The organism is Rhodococcus sp. I2R (assembly GCF_020889545.1).
Lineage (GTDB): Bacteria > Actinomycetota > Actinomycetes > Mycobacteriales > Mycobacteriaceae > Rhodococcoides.
Map to the genome: position 1 here is coordinate 129,250 of NZ_JAHUTG010000011.1, position 16,174 is coordinate 145,423.

16 protein-coding genes are annotated in these 16,174 nt (G+C 64.1%); 5 read left to right on the forward strand and 11 right to left on the reverse strand.

The window, feature by feature from the left end:
• Positions 1-103: 103 nt before the first annotated feature.
• From KVY23_RS13780 to KVY23_RS13800, 5 genes are all read right to left on the reverse strand, one after another.
• The gene (locus KVY23_RS13780; protein WP_230557105.1) at positions 104-3,268 is read right to left on the reverse strand and encodes an arabinosyltransferase domain-containing protein; all 3,165 of its coding nucleotides are present in this window, start codon (positions 3,266-3,268) and stop codon (positions 104-106) included.
• Positions 3,269-3,400: 132 nt separating this feature from the next.
• Positions 3,401-4,048: a hypothetical protein gene (locus KVY23_RS13785; protein WP_230557025.1), complete on the reverse strand. Its 648-nt coding sequence runs from the start codon at positions 4,046-4,048 to the stop codon at positions 3,401-3,403.
• Between the two features lie 205 nt (positions 4,049-4,253).
• Positions 4,254-4,601 (reverse strand): hypothetical protein, encoded by a 348-nt coding sequence (locus tag KVY23_RS13790; protein WP_206511676.1) that lies wholly within the window; start codon positions 4,599-4,601, stop codon positions 4,254-4,256.
• A gap of 160 nt (positions 4,602-4,761) precedes the next feature.
• A complete protein-coding gene (locus KVY23_RS13795) occupies positions 4,762-5,085 on the reverse strand; it encodes a hypothetical protein (protein WP_206511675.1) in 324 nt (107 codons plus the stop codon).
• 133 nt (positions 5,086-5,218) lie between these two features.
• Positions 5,219-5,563, reverse strand: a complete 345-nt coding sequence (locus KVY23_RS13800) for a VOC family protein (RefSeq protein ID WP_230557027.1) — start codon at positions 5,561-5,563, stop codon at positions 5,219-5,221.
• 55 nt (positions 5,564-5,618) lie between these two features.
• Here KVY23_RS13800 and KVY23_RS13805 point away from each other — a divergent pair, with 55 nt between their 5' ends.
• Positions 5,619-6,062 (forward strand): MarR family winged helix-turn-helix transcriptional regulator, encoded by a 444-nt coding sequence (locus tag KVY23_RS13805; protein ID WP_206511672.1) that lies wholly within the window; start codon positions 5,619-5,621, stop codon positions 6,060-6,062.
• A 58-nt stretch (positions 6,063-6,120) separates the two neighbouring features.
• Here KVY23_RS13805 and KVY23_RS13810 read toward each other — a convergent pair whose 3' ends face one another.
• Both KVY23_RS13810 and KVY23_RS13815 read right to left on the reverse strand, forming a co-directional pair.
• Positions 6,121-6,585 (reverse strand): MerR family transcriptional regulator, encoded by a 465-nt coding sequence (locus tag KVY23_RS13810; RefSeq protein WP_075838068.1) that lies wholly within the window; start codon positions 6,583-6,585, stop codon positions 6,121-6,123.
• A 27-nt stretch (positions 6,586-6,612) separates the two neighbouring features.
• On the reverse strand, positions 6,613-7,473 hold the full coding sequence (locus tag KVY23_RS13815; RefSeq protein WP_230557029.1) for an SDR family NAD(P)-dependent oxidoreductase: 861 nt from the start codon (positions 7,471-7,473) through the stop codon (positions 6,613-6,615).
• Between the two features lie 311 nt (positions 7,474-7,784).
• Between KVY23_RS13815 and KVY23_RS13820 the strand changes: the two genes are divergently transcribed.
• The gene (locus KVY23_RS13820) at positions 7,785-8,909 is read left to right on the forward strand and encodes a hypothetical protein (RefSeq protein WP_230557031.1); all 1,125 of its coding nucleotides are present in this window, start codon (positions 7,785-7,787) and stop codon (positions 8,907-8,909) included.
• A gap of 90 nt (positions 8,910-8,999) precedes the next feature.
• Here the strand turns inward: KVY23_RS13820 and KVY23_RS13825 are convergent, their stop codons facing one another.
• A complete protein-coding gene (locus KVY23_RS13825; protein ID WP_230557032.1) occupies positions 9,000-10,073 on the reverse strand; it encodes an aldo/keto reductase in 1,074 nt (357 codons plus the stop codon).
• 135 nt (positions 10,074-10,208) lie between these two features.
• Here KVY23_RS13825 and KVY23_RS13830 point away from each other — a divergent pair, with 135 nt between their 5' ends.
• Positions 10,209-11,075, forward strand: a complete 867-nt coding sequence (locus KVY23_RS13830) for a helix-turn-helix transcriptional regulator (protein ID WP_230557034.1) — start codon at positions 10,209-10,211, stop codon at positions 11,073-11,075.
• A 12-nt stretch (positions 11,076-11,087) separates the two neighbouring features.
• On the opposite strand, the gene KVY23_RS13835 is transcribed toward KVY23_RS13830, so the two are convergent.
• Positions 11,088-11,354: a helix-turn-helix domain-containing protein gene (locus KVY23_RS13835; protein ID WP_075838161.1), complete on the reverse strand. Its 267-nt coding sequence runs from the start codon at positions 11,352-11,354 to the stop codon at positions 11,088-11,090.
• 87 nt (positions 11,355-11,441) lie between these two features.
• Between KVY23_RS13835 and map the strand changes: the two genes are divergently transcribed.
• Entirely contained in the window at positions 11,442-12,218 is a 777-nt protein-coding gene (gene map / locus KVY23_RS13840) for a type I methionyl aminopeptidase (protein WP_230557036.1), read from the forward strand.
• A gap of 36 nt (positions 12,219-12,254) precedes the next feature.
• Here the strand turns inward: map and KVY23_RS13845 are convergent, their stop codons facing one another.
• Both KVY23_RS13845 and KVY23_RS13850 read right to left on the reverse strand, forming a co-directional pair.
• A complete protein-coding gene (locus KVY23_RS13845; RefSeq protein ID WP_230557037.1) occupies positions 12,255-13,475 on the reverse strand; it encodes a hypothetical protein in 1,221 nt (406 codons plus the stop codon).
• A 202-nt stretch (positions 13,476-13,677) separates the two neighbouring features.
• Entirely contained in the window at positions 13,678-14,430 is a 753-nt protein-coding gene (locus KVY23_RS13850; protein WP_230557039.1) for a TspO/MBR family protein, read from the reverse strand.
• 88 nt (positions 14,431-14,518) lie between these two features.
• Between KVY23_RS13850 and KVY23_RS13855 the strand changes: the two genes are divergently transcribed.
• Positions 14,519-16,111, forward strand: coding sequence for an HNH endonuclease signature motif containing protein (locus tag KVY23_RS13855; RefSeq protein ID WP_230557041.1), 1,593 nt, complete (start codon positions 14,519-14,521; stop codon positions 16,109-16,111).
• Positions 16,112-16,174 lie beyond the last annotated feature (63 nt).

A 16,174-nucleotide genomic window follows, 5' to 3' on the forward strand; every position in this document is an offset into this window, starting at 1 on the left:
CGACAAACGCAATCCCGACCGGCCGAGACCTTCGTCGAGCACTCTCACTGCACCCCCGTCACCAGTGGCTCACCGACTGAGACCTTACCCACCGGAGCACCCCTCAGGACTCGATGTTGATCGGTCCGGGCGTCCACAGGCCTGATCGGGTGGTCGTACTGGTGACGATTTCAGCTGGTTCCGCTGCGCTGTCGATGGGAACGAACTGCTCGATCGAGCCCCAGTCCCTGTCCCAGTCGTCCTGCAGGTAGGACGGTATCGTCCGAGCACCGAGGAGCAGTTGCGTCCACCCGAGCGGGCCGCCTCCGTAGTGGTCCTGCCACAACCCCGTGACCACGGCGAGCGGGCGGTCCGGCGAGATCCGATACGCGGGGATCTCTGAGACGCCGTTGCTGTGCAACATCAGGTGCTGGCACGGAAAATTCAGGCCTACAGCCCAATCCAAGAGCACCGAAGTGTCGCGGCCGACCACTTCTTGCAGCGTCCGAGTTTGCGGCACACGAGGCGGCGTGAAGGCTACCCACTGACCGACGCTGATGTCCGCATCCTCGGCAACGACGCGGACCACGTCCGCTTCAGCCGGCAACTCCCCCAGCGGCACACGCAGATTGCGCCACGACGGCGTTGGTCCGATGTCGATGGGCACTATCGAACCCAACGTCGTAAAAGCCTCGCTGCCTGAACTGGTGCCGTATTCGAGTTCGAGCTTCTGGCCGTAGGTTTCGATGCCGTCGGAGTCGATGGAACGAATACGACCAGCCGCCGAGATCGACACAATATCTCCACGTGAGCCCGTCGAATCAGGTTCGGGTAGTCGGAACCAATCGCTTGTGGCCGAGGCTGCGCCGGGCGCGTCGAAGCTTCCCACTACCGGTGTCGTGGCGGGGTCGAGTCCGAAGGGAAGCGCGACCGTGCTGCCGTTGACGCCCTCCCCGCCCACTCCGCCGCCAGTGCCTGCTGTGCCACCCGAAAAATTCTGGCCCGGATTGGTGGTATCGACAGTGTTTGCGGTGCCGGAGGCGACGTCTTCCTCGTCTGGAGTCAGATCCGCTGCAACGCCATTGGGACTGAAGTCTGATGCGCCACCTGCGGTCAGTGCATCGGAGAGGGGCGCCGACATCGGCTGCAACATCGAAGCATTGGGATCTGTTTCCAGGAGAACGTCGTTGGCGAGACCACACGTCGATCCGGTGAGAGCATCGATGTTCGAGCGGGCGATCGAGTACGCGGGATACTGAGCGACCGCCCCCTTTGCGAGCGACAACACTTCGAGGACAACCATCACGCCCGCGGCGATGGTGAGCGGCGGAACACGCCACAGACGCGACGGCGGATCCGTTCGAACGGAGGCCACCGGATGGATATGGAAGAACGCCGCTACAGCCAACAGCAACCCGGCCACGGCGAGGAGCGCCACCCCGAATCCGTTCCCGGCGATCGACGGGGCTTTGTCCCACCACGGCACGCCCCAGCTCGAAACGTACCAATATCCGTTCCGTCCAACGAAAGACATTGCCACGACGCCCATCACGGCCGCGGCGAACAACGCTCTGTTGCGGCGCGAACGTAGAACACTCGGCGTGACAGCGACAGCCGCCACCACCGCGAGGGAACCTGCCAGTCCTGCGTAGATGCCGAAGTGATGCGTCCACTTGGTCGGCACGAACATCATCAACACCATCGCACCCAGCGTGATCCCGACGATTCTCCCGATCGGCCCCCGTGCGGTGCCCGGTATCTGGCCGCGCCGCAGCATCGTCAGCGATACCGCGAGCAGGCACAGAATCATGGTGAACACCGCGAAACGTCTTGCCAGCGAACCGTCGACCGAGTCCTGGAACAGCCATTGGTAGCGCATGTACTCGTTGAACCATGGCTCGCTGGGTGAGATGACGTGAACGCGCTGCATCTCGCGAACAGCAGCCAACGTCTGATCCGCGAAAACAGCAACAAGTACGACGAGACCCGCAGACAACATCGGGAGCAGCGAAGCGGCGTACCCGGTGACCCGCGCGCGATCGGCGATGGTCTTGGCGATGGGGCGCGCACCGGCAATCAAGGCGGCAAAGCAGATGATGCCCGACGGTCCGGCCGTAACAGTGACCGCACCGATGAGAATGGCTGCAGCGGCCGGCAGCAGTCGACGGGTTGCGATCGCACGTTCCACCGAGCACCACGTCAACAAGACCCCGGCCGCGACGACCGGTTCGGGACGCAAACCGTTGTTGAACGGCAACCAGAAGGCCAAAAAGACAAAAGCACCCGTCCACAGCGGAAGCGAGGAACGACGGGCGGCGACGCCGACGCGTGGGGCTACCTCGCGGCTCAGCAGCCACCACGTCAGCAAACCAGCCGCGAGCGCGGGGAGACGCATCCAGACGCTGGCCGTCGAAACGTGCGTCATAGCAGCGAGAAAGTCGTAGAACGGCGTCCCGAACGGCGCCTCGGGCACTCCGAACCAGCGGTAGAAGTTGGACATGTACCCGGCTTCGCCTGCGGCGCGGGCCATACCGAGCTGGTAGCCGTCGTCGGAGGTGTTGGCGCCGATCATGTGCCACAGCCCGAGGACGCCAACGACCACCGCGTCGATCCGTGTGAACGACCACCACGAGGCTGGCAGCATTCTGCGCGAACGGCGACCGTCGGCGGTATCGAGTCGGTGCAGTGCCCACAGAGCCACCGCCGTCCCGAGGACAGCCGTCACCATCGCGACCAACTTCAGTGGCGTCGGCGAGGTCGTGAAACGGGTGTCGAGTGTGGCGTCGAGACGCAGGCCCTCCGGGGTCGCGCCGGTGAGGTCGGAGAACACGCCGACCATCTGTGGACGCAGGTCGCGATCGAAGACTTGCTCGACGTCGTTTCTGGTGCTTCCGGTGATCGCGGCGGTCGTCTGCGCAGGGTCCGACGACACTGTCACGGCGCAAACTCCGCCGTCCAGGCCCGTGACTGGCGCGCTCAGGAGAACTGTGTTTCGAACGGTCACGTCGACACGGTCGCCTGTCACCCGCGCGGACAGCGCCCAACGATCCGGTTCGGCGGCACCGATAGGCGCCGTCGATACCAATGCGCCACCGCCCGATTCGGCCAAGTCCCCGATGGCCGAGCAGGGGATCGTGAGCTCGAATTCGGTCGGTGTGTACGACACCAGAGGCGCAGTCACCGCTGCGATCGCGCCGCCCTCGGGCCACGAGATGCGCGCCTCTGTTTGCTGAACCGGCAAAAACGGAATCGCCAGAGCTGAGAGGATCGCGCCCAGCGCGGCCACCATCGCCAACAGCCGATATCGACCGAGGCTCTCGTCAACGTACCGTTTGGTGTCCTTCACGGCTCGCGACCCTACCAAGCGACTCTTACCGTCCGTGATTCGCGACGAGCCGGTCCATGGCTGCCGGCAATCGCGCTACTGCCCACCGCCGACGCTGGGCATCTGGGCACTGATCGACCGCGGCGTCAGCCGTTTCTGATCGGACCCGTCAGGCGCCATCGTTGCTAGTTCTGGGCTGCTGGGAGTGCTGATGTCGGTGACCAACTCCCCGGCCAGCGTCGTTGCCCTGGTGTAAACGATGCGGGAGCCGTCGGGCGTGAACGCCGGATGCACGGAGTACGTTTCGGTCAACGGTGTGATCTCGCCACCACCGGCAGGCATCGAGTAGGTTTCGGACCCGTTGCTGCCGCCTCGATTGCTCGAGAACAGCAGGGTGGACCCGTCGGGCGAGTACCCCGGGTCGGCGTTCCAGAATTCGTCCCGCAACAGCACCTCCGATTCGCCGCCCGTGACCGGCACTTCGAGGATGTAGCCGCCGACGGTGTAGAGCACTCGCGATCCGTCTGGCGAGGAAGCCTCCATCAACGCTGCTTCCTCCTGCGCGATTACCCGAACGTCGGACCCATCGGTGTTCATGAGGCTGATGCTGCCGCCGCTCATGAACGCAATGGTGGACCCATCCGGCGGGTAGACGGGCTGGGATGCGCCGCCCTCATACATGATTCGCGTTTCGTCTGTGTCGAGATCCAGAACGGCGATCGAGGCACCTCGGATGTACGCCAATTGCTTTCCATCCGTCTTGAAACGAGACGATCGCGGGGTCGGGGACCGGTGGCGAAGTGTCCGAGCACCCCGTCAATACGCCAATAACGATGAGTACAAACAACAACCGGGCGCGGCGCATCTACTGATCCCTGCAGACGGCAAAGGAGTACAGCAGGCGACCCGAGGCATCCGCGACGCCTGCTGCTGTGTGAAGCGCCATTCATCAAGGGAATTCGATCGTTTCGGCACGGACAGCACGGTTGTGCGCAACGCTGACCACCAGGGCGGGAAGCAGTACCGCCGTCCCACTCGCAAGCCCGGCGAAAAGCATGCGATGCACAAGTTCGAGGTCCCACGGCCCATCCATCAGGACGGCAGCGCCCATTCCTGCGCACCCCGCACCGGCCCCTCGATACGCCATCACCCGCATCGACGGTTTTACCGCATAGCGGGCAGTGAACACCGGCAGCTTGTGTCCTCGATTCAAGGCGGACAACCGAACTGCACACACCAGATTCAAGCCCACGGCAGCGAGGAGCAGTGCAACTGCGACCCCGATTCGCACGCTCATTCTCAAAGCGTACCTTCTGGTCCGCTGTCGAAGGCTGGGCGATCCGCGTCGACCAGCCCTCCTCGAGGACCGCGCGGAACCCAGTGCACAGAATCGTTCGATTGCGACGGCATTCCGTCGATCGGATGCGACGTCGTGCAACCCGGTCCGTTGCAAACGCCTACCCCTGCGGCTGAAGCTTCCGGTTGTGGACAATGGTGATGAACAGGCTCGGCGCCCCATTGACTACGACAATGACAGCAATCGCAATTCCCATACTGAGCCACGGTTGGGTCAGCCAGAAAGAATCGGCGATTCTCAATGCTGCGTAGATGCTCAGCAGCCACCCAGCGGTCTGCGCTTGGCGTGCCCGCTTGGCCGGCCTGACTCGATACGGGCCCGTCACGTGCGGCAAGATGCTGCCGTCGTTCTGCCGCGCTGCGCTACGGGCCGCTTGGGTGTGGAACACGAGAGCAAGCAGAAGCGCAAGCACTGCGTAGGTCATTCTCGATCTCCCCACTGCCCGCGGCCATCCGGCGCTTCTCAGCGTATGTACCAACGGTACGACACGTACGCTATCCGGCCACGTCGGGCAGATCCGACCTCACATGTCGGTGCTCATTCGAGTGTCGCCCGACTCAAGCCTGTTCTCCCGGCTCTTGGGAGAGGCTGAACTCTACGCCCTGATCATCGACACAGTGAGCGAACGCTCCGGACGGAATTGCCACGGGATCCTCAGCGATACCACCTAGTTCGCGCACCCGCGCTACAGCGGCGTGGATGTCTTCCACGGCGAAGTAGATCCGTGGGTGCCGCGACGAATCCTCGTGGGGCGCCTTACCCATCGGCGTAGGACCGTCGATCATCGAGTAGCCCGGAAGGTTGCCCCCGCGGAAGGTCCAGCCGAACAGCGAACCCCAGAACCGCTGGGTCGCTTCGATATCGCTACTGGGGACCTCGAAATACGTGACGTTGCCGACCATAACCCTACCTCCTGATGTCAGTGTGTTGACATCGAATGTATGTCAAACTGCTGACATGAATCAAGAGCCAGTCGGGGAACTGGAGCTCTCAGTGGGCTACGTCCTCAAGCAGGTGCATGCCTCGCTGCGCACTGCGATGGACGAGACACTGCGCCCCCTGGACCTGACCGTCCCCCAGTACGCCTGCCTCGAACTGCTCGGGCAAGACCCTGGACTGTCCAACTCCGAACTGGCCCGCCGCGCCTTCGTGACCCGACAGTCCATGAACCTGGTCCTGCGCCGACTACAGGAGCGCGGCCTGCTCACCCGGCCCGATCAGGCCCCTTACGGGCGCGCGCTACCGAGCGAACTCACCCAGGACGGGCTGGATATCCTGCGCCAGGCCAGCATCGCGGTCCGTGCCGTGGAGAAGCAACTGTTCGCTCCCTTGGCCCCAGAACAGCAACGTCGCCTACGCGAGGACCTCGCAGCGTGCCTCCCCTCCACGGAGAGCAACTGAACCCGCGCCTGATCGACCCACTCGCTCGCCAAACTGGTGCCGATACCGTCCTGGCGAGCTACGGCCCCGCAGCTCCCCCGTAGGTAGCGATTTTGTACTCGGTCGCCACCAGGGACAGTTGCAGTTCGCGGATCCGCAGTCGGACGGTGTCGCGATGCTCGATCAGCAAGTCAAGCCTTTCGGGTACGGTTCCCTCGCCGCGGTCGACGAGTTCGACGTAGTGCTGTAGATCGCGCATCGGCATGCCAGACAATCGCATTCGCGTAAGGAAGACCAAGCGTCGCACAGCTGCGGCGTCGTAACGTCGGTGATCGTTCACGTCTCGGGCGACGGTGATCAGTCCGCATCTCTCGTAGTAGCGCAGAGTATGCGGGGAGACGTCGAGCAGTTCGGCGACTTCGGAAATCCCGAGCGGCTCGGTCACCTCACCTGGATCGAGCAGGCTATGGACGACGTCGGTCACCGAAGCATCGAGGTCGGTCAACGCTGCCAGCGCCTTAGCCATCAAATCAACGGTAGCCATGAATAGACGGTAGTCCTCTCAGCTGGTTCAGACCGGACGGACAGACTCCGGAAGACCTGGAAAGTCCGCGCCAGCGCTCACATCTGCGTACTGCTCGAGCTCGGCGAGGCTTCGTCGGTAGGAATCGCGCAGACGTCGTACGGCTTCGCGCCCGAGTGGAATTCGTAGCGGCGCAGTATCGGCGGTGATCAGATCTCGAATGATCTCGGCCGCACGTACCGGATCGCCCTCCTGCTTCCCATCGACCGCGAGCATGTCGGCCCGAAGTGCCGAGAGCATGTCCGCATATGCGTCGATCGGTGCCGCGACTTGGAGCACGTCGGCACCGTTGAACCCTGTCCGGAAGCGGCTCGGTTCGACGACGAGTACGCGTATCCCAAACGGTGCGACCTCCCCCGCCAACGCTTCCGACCACCCCTCCAGCGCAAACTTGCCCGCCGAGTACGAACCTGCGCCGGGGAACGAGATGCGTCCGCCTTGGCTGCTGACCTGCACGATCGTCCCCCGACCCCGCTGCCGCATCCCGGGCAACACTGCCCTCGTGAGCGCAGCGGGTCCAAGCAGATGCTGCTCGAGCATATTTCGCAGTCCGGCGTCGTCGACTTCCTCGGCGGCTCCGATCTGCCCGACGCCACCGTTGTTGACGAGAACGTCGACCGGGCCGAACCGGTCGATCGCCGCACCGATAAGCCCTGACGCTTCGGCCGTGCCACGGACATCGAACGCGACGGGCAGGATCGTGCGGGGATAGGCGTCGAGCAGGTCGTCGATCCTCTCCGGCCGGCGCATGGCGGCGACGACGGTGTCCCCCGCGGCCAGCGCTGCCTCGGTCAGTGCCCTACCCAATCCGGACGACGCGCCTGTGATGATCCAGCTTCGTTGTTCCATGCCCGCAAAGCTATGGCTTCGAGTGCGCTCGAACGCAAACACTCATCTGAAGCCAGAGACAATGGTGATCCCGTCGGTGCCGAAGGTGTACGACAGACGCCTGGCTCCCAAACAGAAGACCATCTATTTGTGCTCGACCACAACGGGATTGAATCTGCGAGCCCTGATGCGGACTCGGTCCTCGGACAGATCACGAGGTACTCCCCGCCCGCGCCGATCGCTGTATTCTCGGCGCGTGTTGAGCTACGGTCTTCGGCAGGGGTGAGGTCGACCTGCCGATGCGCGGGTCCGGATTTTTGGGGGAGTATCAGTTGACGAAGCAATGGGTTCGAGCTGCCGTGGTGTCTGCGCTGGCTATCGCGCTGTGTCCGATCGGATCAGGATCCGCAGCACCGGCACCCGCGCCTGCACCGGCGACCATCATGGGGTCCATCGACAACGGCCCGGGCAGCTTCAGCGTCTTCCGAACCGTCGACAGCGGGCTGCGACCCACCGACGCCGACAACGCCGCGTGCAACGACTACTTCGGATCTCCGCGCTCGCTCACCGTGGTCGAGCGACTCGACGCGCGGATGTACACATTCACCAACGATCCGTCGACGGGCTTCCTGCAGAACTCCACCGCACAGAACGTCGGACCAATCTACGTATGCGACGGGCTGACCATCGACGGCCAGGCGTTCCTCGATCAGTGGAGCACACTCACGGCACCTGGCCTGGGTCAGCTGTCGATGTACGGGCCATGTGGGCTCGAGTTCATGATCGGCTTGCCCGGACGTGCGGCGGTCGATTGTGTGATGCGCGTGAACCCCAACGCTTCGGGCGTCACCGACGGTGTCGCGACGAGCAACTCGATCGCCAACCCAGCGCGTCTGCCCGACGGCCGCACCGGTTCGCTGTGGACCCTCTACACACTCGGTGAGGGCACCGCACCGGTGAACGAGCCCGTACCAGGCACGCCCCAGCCGACCGGGTCGGTGAAATACAGCGTCGGACGCGAGGTGAACTCGGTGTCGACGGGTGCCACCCACGCCTGCCCGGGTGGTGTGCGCACCACCGAGATCCACGCAGTCGCCGTCGACCCGGTCACCGGTGCAGCTTCCACCGAGCCGTCCGAGGACGTCGCAGCCACCGCATCGATCTGCTACCAGAACCCGTCGTCCCCGGACTTCGGTGCGTCCCTGAGCATCACGTCGTTCGGGGTCACACCTGCGCTCACGGCCACGTCCACCGGACAGTGCCGTCGTACCGATCTGGACATCGAGCCCGGCACGGTCCAGCAGTCCTGTGGCTTCACGTTGCCACCGCAGCCCGGTGTCGGTCTCAGCGGCGGTCAGGTGACGCTCAACGGACTGGTCCCGACGAACGATGCTGCAGGATCGGCCAACTCGTCCATCTGGACCACGTCGTTCCTCGGTTCGATCACGCCTCGATGAGTGGTCGCGGGGTTGCGCGGGCCCGAAAGAGGAAATACTAGACAACGAGTCCGCGCAGTCCTGTTCCTCCACAGCTCAGGTGACTGACTCTCACCACCTCACGACCGGCCGCGGACGGGTGATCGTTTGGCCGTGCACGACGCCACGCACCATCGGCCTCGTCAAGAACTCGTGGGGGAAACCCAGGTCGATCGCGCTCACGGCATCGAGTCGCTCGACGTGCTCGGGACCCAGTTCGAGATCCAGGGCCGCCAGGTCCTCGTGTAGCTGTTCCGGTGTCCGCGCGCCCACAAGGGGGCTCACCACCGCCGGGTTCTGCAAGGTCCACGCAAGCGCGACGTGTGATGGCCGTACACCCAATTCCTGAGCGACACCCACGACGACATCGGCGATCGACAAGCCGCGTTCAGTGAGGGTTCGGTTGACAAGCGCGTGATCCCGGCGCGAACCACCGGGCCGGTCGGCGTCCGGTGCGTCGAGGTCGGCCGCCGAGTACTTGCCGGTGAGGACGCCCCCTCCAAGCGGCGCCCACGGCACAACCCCGAGGCCGAGTTCGGCTGCCATGGGGATCAGGTCGCGCTCGGTTGTACGCTCGATCAGGCTGTACTCGACCTGCAGTGCCACCAGCGGCGCCCAGCCACGGAATTCAGCGATGGTCTGCATTCTGGCGACCTGCCACGCAGGGGCGTCCGAAATGCCCAGATACAGCACCTTTCCCGTGCGAACCAGGTCGCCGAGGGCCGCGATGATCTCCTCACCCGAGGTCAATCCGTCCCAGGCATGAACGTAGAGCAGATCGATGTAGTCAGTTCTCAGATTCCGCAGGCTCGCTTCCACCGAGGCGACAAGGCTCTTGCGGTTGGTGCCACCGGCGTTGGGGTCGGTGGGGTTGCGGGTGCCCGAGTACTTCGTCGCGATGACCATCGATTCACGACGTGCACCCAGAAACTCGCCGAGGAATTGCTCGGACTGGCCGTCGGTGTAAATGTTCGCGGTGTCGACCATGTTGCCGCCTGCGTCGAGATAGCTTTCGAAGATCTCGCGGGCGGTGTCCTTGTCCGCGCCCCACCCCCAGGCGTCGCCGAACGTCATGGCACCCAACGACAGCGGTGATACACGCAGCCCAGACCGCCCCAGCAGTCGGTATTCGTCGAGACTCGTCATTGCATTCTCCTTCGTCACCGAGCACAAGTTCGTGCACATCGACAATGCATCGCCTGACGCAGGTGAGGCAGTCCGAACTCAACCTGGGACAGGCTGTACCAGGCTGATCCCCGCCCACTGGCTTAACCTCGAGGAGTGAGTGACGCGACATCGACGGCCCGTCGGGAACTGGCGGCACTACTACGCACCCGACGCGAGGCGCTGCAGCCGGCCCAGGTCGGGCTACCCCCACGCGTGGGAGCGTCGAGAACCCCTGGTCTGCGACGGGAAGAAGTCGCCGCGCTGGCCGGAGTCAGCGTCGACTATCTGACCCGACTGGAACAGGCGCGAGACGCGCGTCCATCTCCCGGCGTCGCCGCCGCGCTTGCGGCTGCCCTTCGACTCGACGACGACCAACGCGAATACCTCTTTACCCTCGCGGGCCATCGTGCGCCGCAGCGCACCGTCCGCACTGAGCTGCCGGAAAGTCTGGCCCAGTTGGTGCAGGACGTACATCCGCGGCCTGCAATGATCCTGAACCACCGCCTCGATATCTTGGCCTGGAACGATGCCATGAGTGCCCTGCTGCTGGACTTGGATGAGCGCACGGCCCACATGCGAAATGTGCTGCGGATGTGTTTCCTCGACGATCGGTTCCGGGGCTTCTACTTGGACCGTGACGAGGTAGTTCGAAGCGCGGTCGCCGATCTCAGGGCAGCGTGGGCATCACACGCCACCGATGTGCAGCTCGCTCGGCTCATCGACGAGCTCGAGCAGAACAGCCCCGAGTTCTCGGAATACTGGCGATCACGCGCGGTAGCCATCCGAGCTCGGGGCCTCAAACCGATGAACCACCCCGCTGTCGGTCGCGTCACCGTGTCGTTCGACGTTCTCAATCCCCTCGGCGACAACGATTTACGGCTGATCATCTACCGAGCAGCCGACGCGCAGTCGCAAGCGGCGCTGGACGAACTCACTCGACCTGGCACGCGAGCTCCAGACCGACACCTGCGCGTGCTCTGACAACCGCCAGTCTCAGCCAGTCTTTCGAAACTCTTCGCTACCGAGGCACGTGTCCGCAAGCCCGTCCAGTGACAGTGGCAGTACGCGAGCCAGTGCGGCGACCGTGGTGAACGCGGGAGTAGGTAGGCGTCCAGTCTCGATCTTGCGCAGGGTCTCCGGGGAGATACCTGCAGCTCGGGCCACCTCGACGAGGGAGCGATCACCTCTGGCCTGGCGTAGTTGCTCGCCGAGCCGTTTACCGGCGGTGAGCTGCTCCGCAGTGAGTGGGTTACGAACCATGCCGCCCATACTAGCTTCCACCGGTATAAAAATCCCGGTCCTGCGCTAGGGTGGTATTTAAATACCGATTCGAGAGAGGCCTAGTACATGCTCGAACTGAAAACGCCCCGCGAGATCGCGGCGATGGACGTCACCGGCTCGTTCATCGCCGAACTTCTCGACGATCTCACCGAGCGCGCGAAACCCGGAGTCAATCTGCTGGATCTCGAGATGCGTGCCCGGGAGCTGGTCGAGCAGCGCGGCGCGACATCCTGCTACTGGGACTACTCGCCGTCGTTCGGTCGCGGTCCGTTTCGCAACGTCATCTGCCTGTCCGTCAACGACGCTGTGCTGCACGGTTTGCCGCACGACTATGTACTGCGTGACAGCGATGTGCTGACGATGGACATCGCGGTCTCCATCGACGGGTGGGTTGCCGATTCCGCGCGCACCATCATCATCGGCAGAGCACGTCCGGAAGACGAGCGGCTCGTCGAAAGCACACAGAAGGCGCTCGAGGCTGCCATTGCAGCCGCGGTGCCCGGGAACAGGCTCGGCGACATCTCAGCAGCCATCGGCGCTGTGGCAGCCGACTTCGGCTACCCCGTCAACACCCAGTTCGGCGGCCACGGCCTCGGCCGCACCATGCACGAGGACCCGCACGTGGCCAACACCGGGCGCGCAGGCAAAGGACTGAAACTGCGCCCCGGTCTGACACTGGCACTCGAACCATGGTTCGCCGCCGGCACCGACAGGATCGTCTTCGACGCCGACGGCTGGACCATCCGATCCGCAGACGGCTCACGCACCGCACACAGCGAGCACACCATCGCCATCACCGAGGACGGGCCGCTCGTGCTGACCAACCGCGAACGCGTCACGTAGGGAAGGGCGGTCGAGCGGTGGTGGTCGATTCGTGCTTCACGAAATGACTTCGGAGACCGCCAGCGCGATGGACTGCAAGAGCACCTCGTCGACGGTGCCGCCCTTCATACTCACCAGCACCAGCGTCCCTGACGGCTTGACCAACGTCACGTCCGTGATCGGCTGTCCATCGAGTGACCAACCGCCGGAACCGGCAGCGCTGCTACGAAATTCCGAACCGTCGGGCAACCTCAGGACGTCCATCTCGCTGGACGGCATCGAATACCCGGCATCGGCCACGCTGACCGTGAGAGTTCCGTCGCCCGCCATGACGGCACCGCATGCATTTGCAGTGCCGGAGGACGCAATGCGCATCGAACCCAACGGACGATCCAGCACAACGGGCTGATCGATCGCCTGCCAGAAACCGTCGAGTGCGGCGTTGATTCGCCGCACAGTCGCAGCAGTGAACTGACCGTCGCTGAATCCGGCTCTGTTACATGAAATCGGCAGCAGCGGGTACCCGTCCGGGACCCGTGTCGACCACTTCAGATCGTCGAGCATCACGATGGTGCGCAGCTCTTCCATCGACAGCGGAATCATTCCGGTCGGAACGAAGTCATCGTCCTGATCCGATGAGGACGCGCGGATGCGCGTGCCGTCCACCGCGTAGAGGCGCACCGAGTTGGTGTAGACGCGTTTCCCGTCGTACTCATTCCAGCCGTTGTAGGTATCGACAATAGTTCCGTCGGAGAGTGTTTCGCGGGCGTCGAGCCGGCCTGCACGGCACGGTTCAGGTCCGTCGTAGAGACGGGACACGTTCACACGAACTGATCCTGCCACGCCGTTCCGAACGACAGTGGCGTCCGCGGACGTGCCTGGATCGAACTCGGACATGTCCATATCCGGAACGGGCTGGAAGACGAACGGCTCGCCGCTGAAGGGGCCACGCGATCCGACCACGATCTCGACATCTGCCGGCAACGCATCCTGGATTGCCAAAGACATCGCGTTCGCCTTGGACGACGTCAGCCAGGGGTACGCCGGGTTGTCGTAATCCACCATCCCGGTGGTCGCGTACCCGTAGAAGACAGTGTCCTGCGGCGGTTCGACCGTCTTGCACCCCGGGATGTCCACCGGATACTCGACAGGTTGGCTGACGTAACCCACCGCGGCGTCAGGCTCCACCGGGTCGTTCGTCACCCAGGCGGCACCGATGCCTGCAACCAGGATCGATCCGATTACCACAACGTCGGTCCACGGTGAGTTCTTGTTCATCGCTGGTTTCTTCGCGCAAACTTCGTTTTTTGTTACCCCCTCGACAGCACCTCGAAGGCTGTCCACATCCTCACTCGGGCTTTCAGTTTCGCCAGCACATGTACTCGTATGTCATCAGCGGCCGTGTTCCTCCATTCCCTACGCGACTCGGGCACCGACACATCCGACTCCGAGCAGAACTACGGACTCCTGCGTAGCGACTTCAGCCGGAAACCGTCGTTCGCTGCCGTTGCGGGCTCCTGACGACCGCCGTAAACACGCCGACCACCAACGCCGCCGCGGCGGCAGTCCACCCGACCGTCGCGTTGTCCAACTCACCCGCGAGCCGCCCCTGCGCTATCCACATCAGCCCCCAGACGACAGCGAGACCTGGAGCGATCGCGCCGCGGGAATACGTGGCAAGCCCGACGCCGACCAACGCGGCAACAACGACAACTGCGACAGCCCAGAACGTCGCCCCCGTGGAGTAACCGAGATCCACAAGCCATGCGGTGACGTTGGCAATCGTCGCGACGCAGACCCACCCGAGGTACAGCCCCATCGTGCCGTCGGTGACCACTGCATCGAGCGTGCTCTCCGGCCTGGTGCGCTGCGTCAGAACGAAGACTCTCACGAGGACAGCCAGCAGAGCGAAAATGGTCACCACACTCAACCACAGCAGGCCTGCCTGAATCGACAGAATCCACGCCGCGTTGAGCAGCATCGACACCGCGATGGGCAAACGCAACGCTTCTTGCCGCTGACCCGCGAAGAATTGCCACACGGCATATGCGATGAAGCCGACATAGATGACCGTCCAGATCGAGAAAGCCGACCCAGACGGTGCCACCAGAGTCGACGTCGCGCTGAGGGCACCACCCGCGGCCTCCGCGATGGGCGTGCCGACCCATGCCCCCGAACCGATGAACGAGCCGATCACTGCTGCGACAGCGCATACGAACACCGCGACCTTCATGAACCGGTGAATGCCCCGCTTCGGGAATTTGCAAACAGTGCACGCGGGGAGACGGTTTTTGTCAGTGGTGGGTTGTACCTTCCCCGGCATGGAAGAAGTTGGGGGCTTCACCACAGCACACACGCTGTCCGACCAGGACATCGTGACCGCACTCGCGCGCATCCACACCACCGAAACCAGCATGGCCGCATCCCGACTCGCCCTACTCGCCGAAGCCGAACGCCGAGGACTCGCCCTCAAACTCGGACACTCCTCCATCAAACGCTGGTACAGCAACGCCGTCCGCATCCCCGAAGGCAACGCCGCCCACCAAATCGCCCTCGGCTACTGGCTCGGAGCCCACCCATCCGTCGCACATGCACTCTCCAACGGCACCATCCACATCCTGCACGCCAAAGCCGTCGCCGACGGACACTCCACCATCCTCACCGCCGACCCCACCCTCACCGACACACACCAAGCTGATGCTGTAACAGTACTGCTCGACATCGCCACCCGATCCCTGCCCAGAACAGTCACCGACCGCGCCCACGAACTCGCCCACCAAGCCGCTTGCGATGCCCGAGCCCGGCACGAAACCGAACGACGACGCCGCGAAGAAGAACAACGCCACAAGGCCTCTGACAAGAACTCCCGTCCCGACAGCAAGCCCGGCGACCAACCACCTGCGCCACCTTCCTCACCACCTGTGCCGCCGCCCGGCCCACCTATGCCGCCGCCCGTGCCGGTCGCCGAGAACACCGCCCTCAACACCCTCGGCATCTACCCACTCGCCAACGGCCGCAGCAAAATCGACGGCAACCTCGACAAACTCACCACCGAAAAACTCAAAACAGCCCTCTCACCCCTGACCGCACCCACGCCAGCACCCGACGGCACCCGCGACCCCCGAACCCCCAACAAACGCAACGCCGACGGACTCGCCGAACTCCTCGACCGCTACCTGAGCGGACACCACAACACCGGACCCAGTCGTACCGATGTGAAGCTGATCGTCCCGCTCACAGAGTTGATGGAAAAGCCGCCACACCGCCGGCCCGACGAGAATCACTCCGGGAACGGACAGGACGGCGGAGGAAGAGGCAACGGCGGCGGAGACGGCGGCGGCAACGGCAACCGCGGTGGCGGTGGAGGGAACAGCGGTGGCGGAGGCGACCGGGCTGCTGGTGACCGGGCCGCTGGTGAACGCACGGCCGGTGACCGCGCGGGTGACCCGCCGACACCCGACGACCCGCGCTGGCCGTTCCACCTCGACTGGACCGGCCCCATCAGCCGCCACCTCGCCGAACTACTCACCTGCGACGCCGACCTCACACCCATCATCGTCGACGCACACGGCGTCCCACTCGCACTCGGACGCACCATCCGACTCGCCACACCAGCCCAACGCGAGGCCGTCATCATCCGGGACCACTGCTGCGTCATGTGCGGGCGCCCAGCGCAATGGTGCGAAATCCACCACATCACGTATTGGCAGAACGGCGGCGCGACAGACCTGAACAACCTCGCCCTCCTCTGCAGCGAATGCCACCGGCAGATCCACAACACAGACTGGCAACTCGCGATGGGAGAAGACGGCCACCCGCAGGTCATCCCACCCGCCGAAACCGATCCCGAACAACAACCCATCCCCAGCTACCACCGAAGACGAAAACACCGAGTACGAAAACACAGCGCCTAGAGCCGGCCGACGCGCCACACTCGCCCACGCGAGTCACACACCGCACCCGGGCCGCGGTCCACC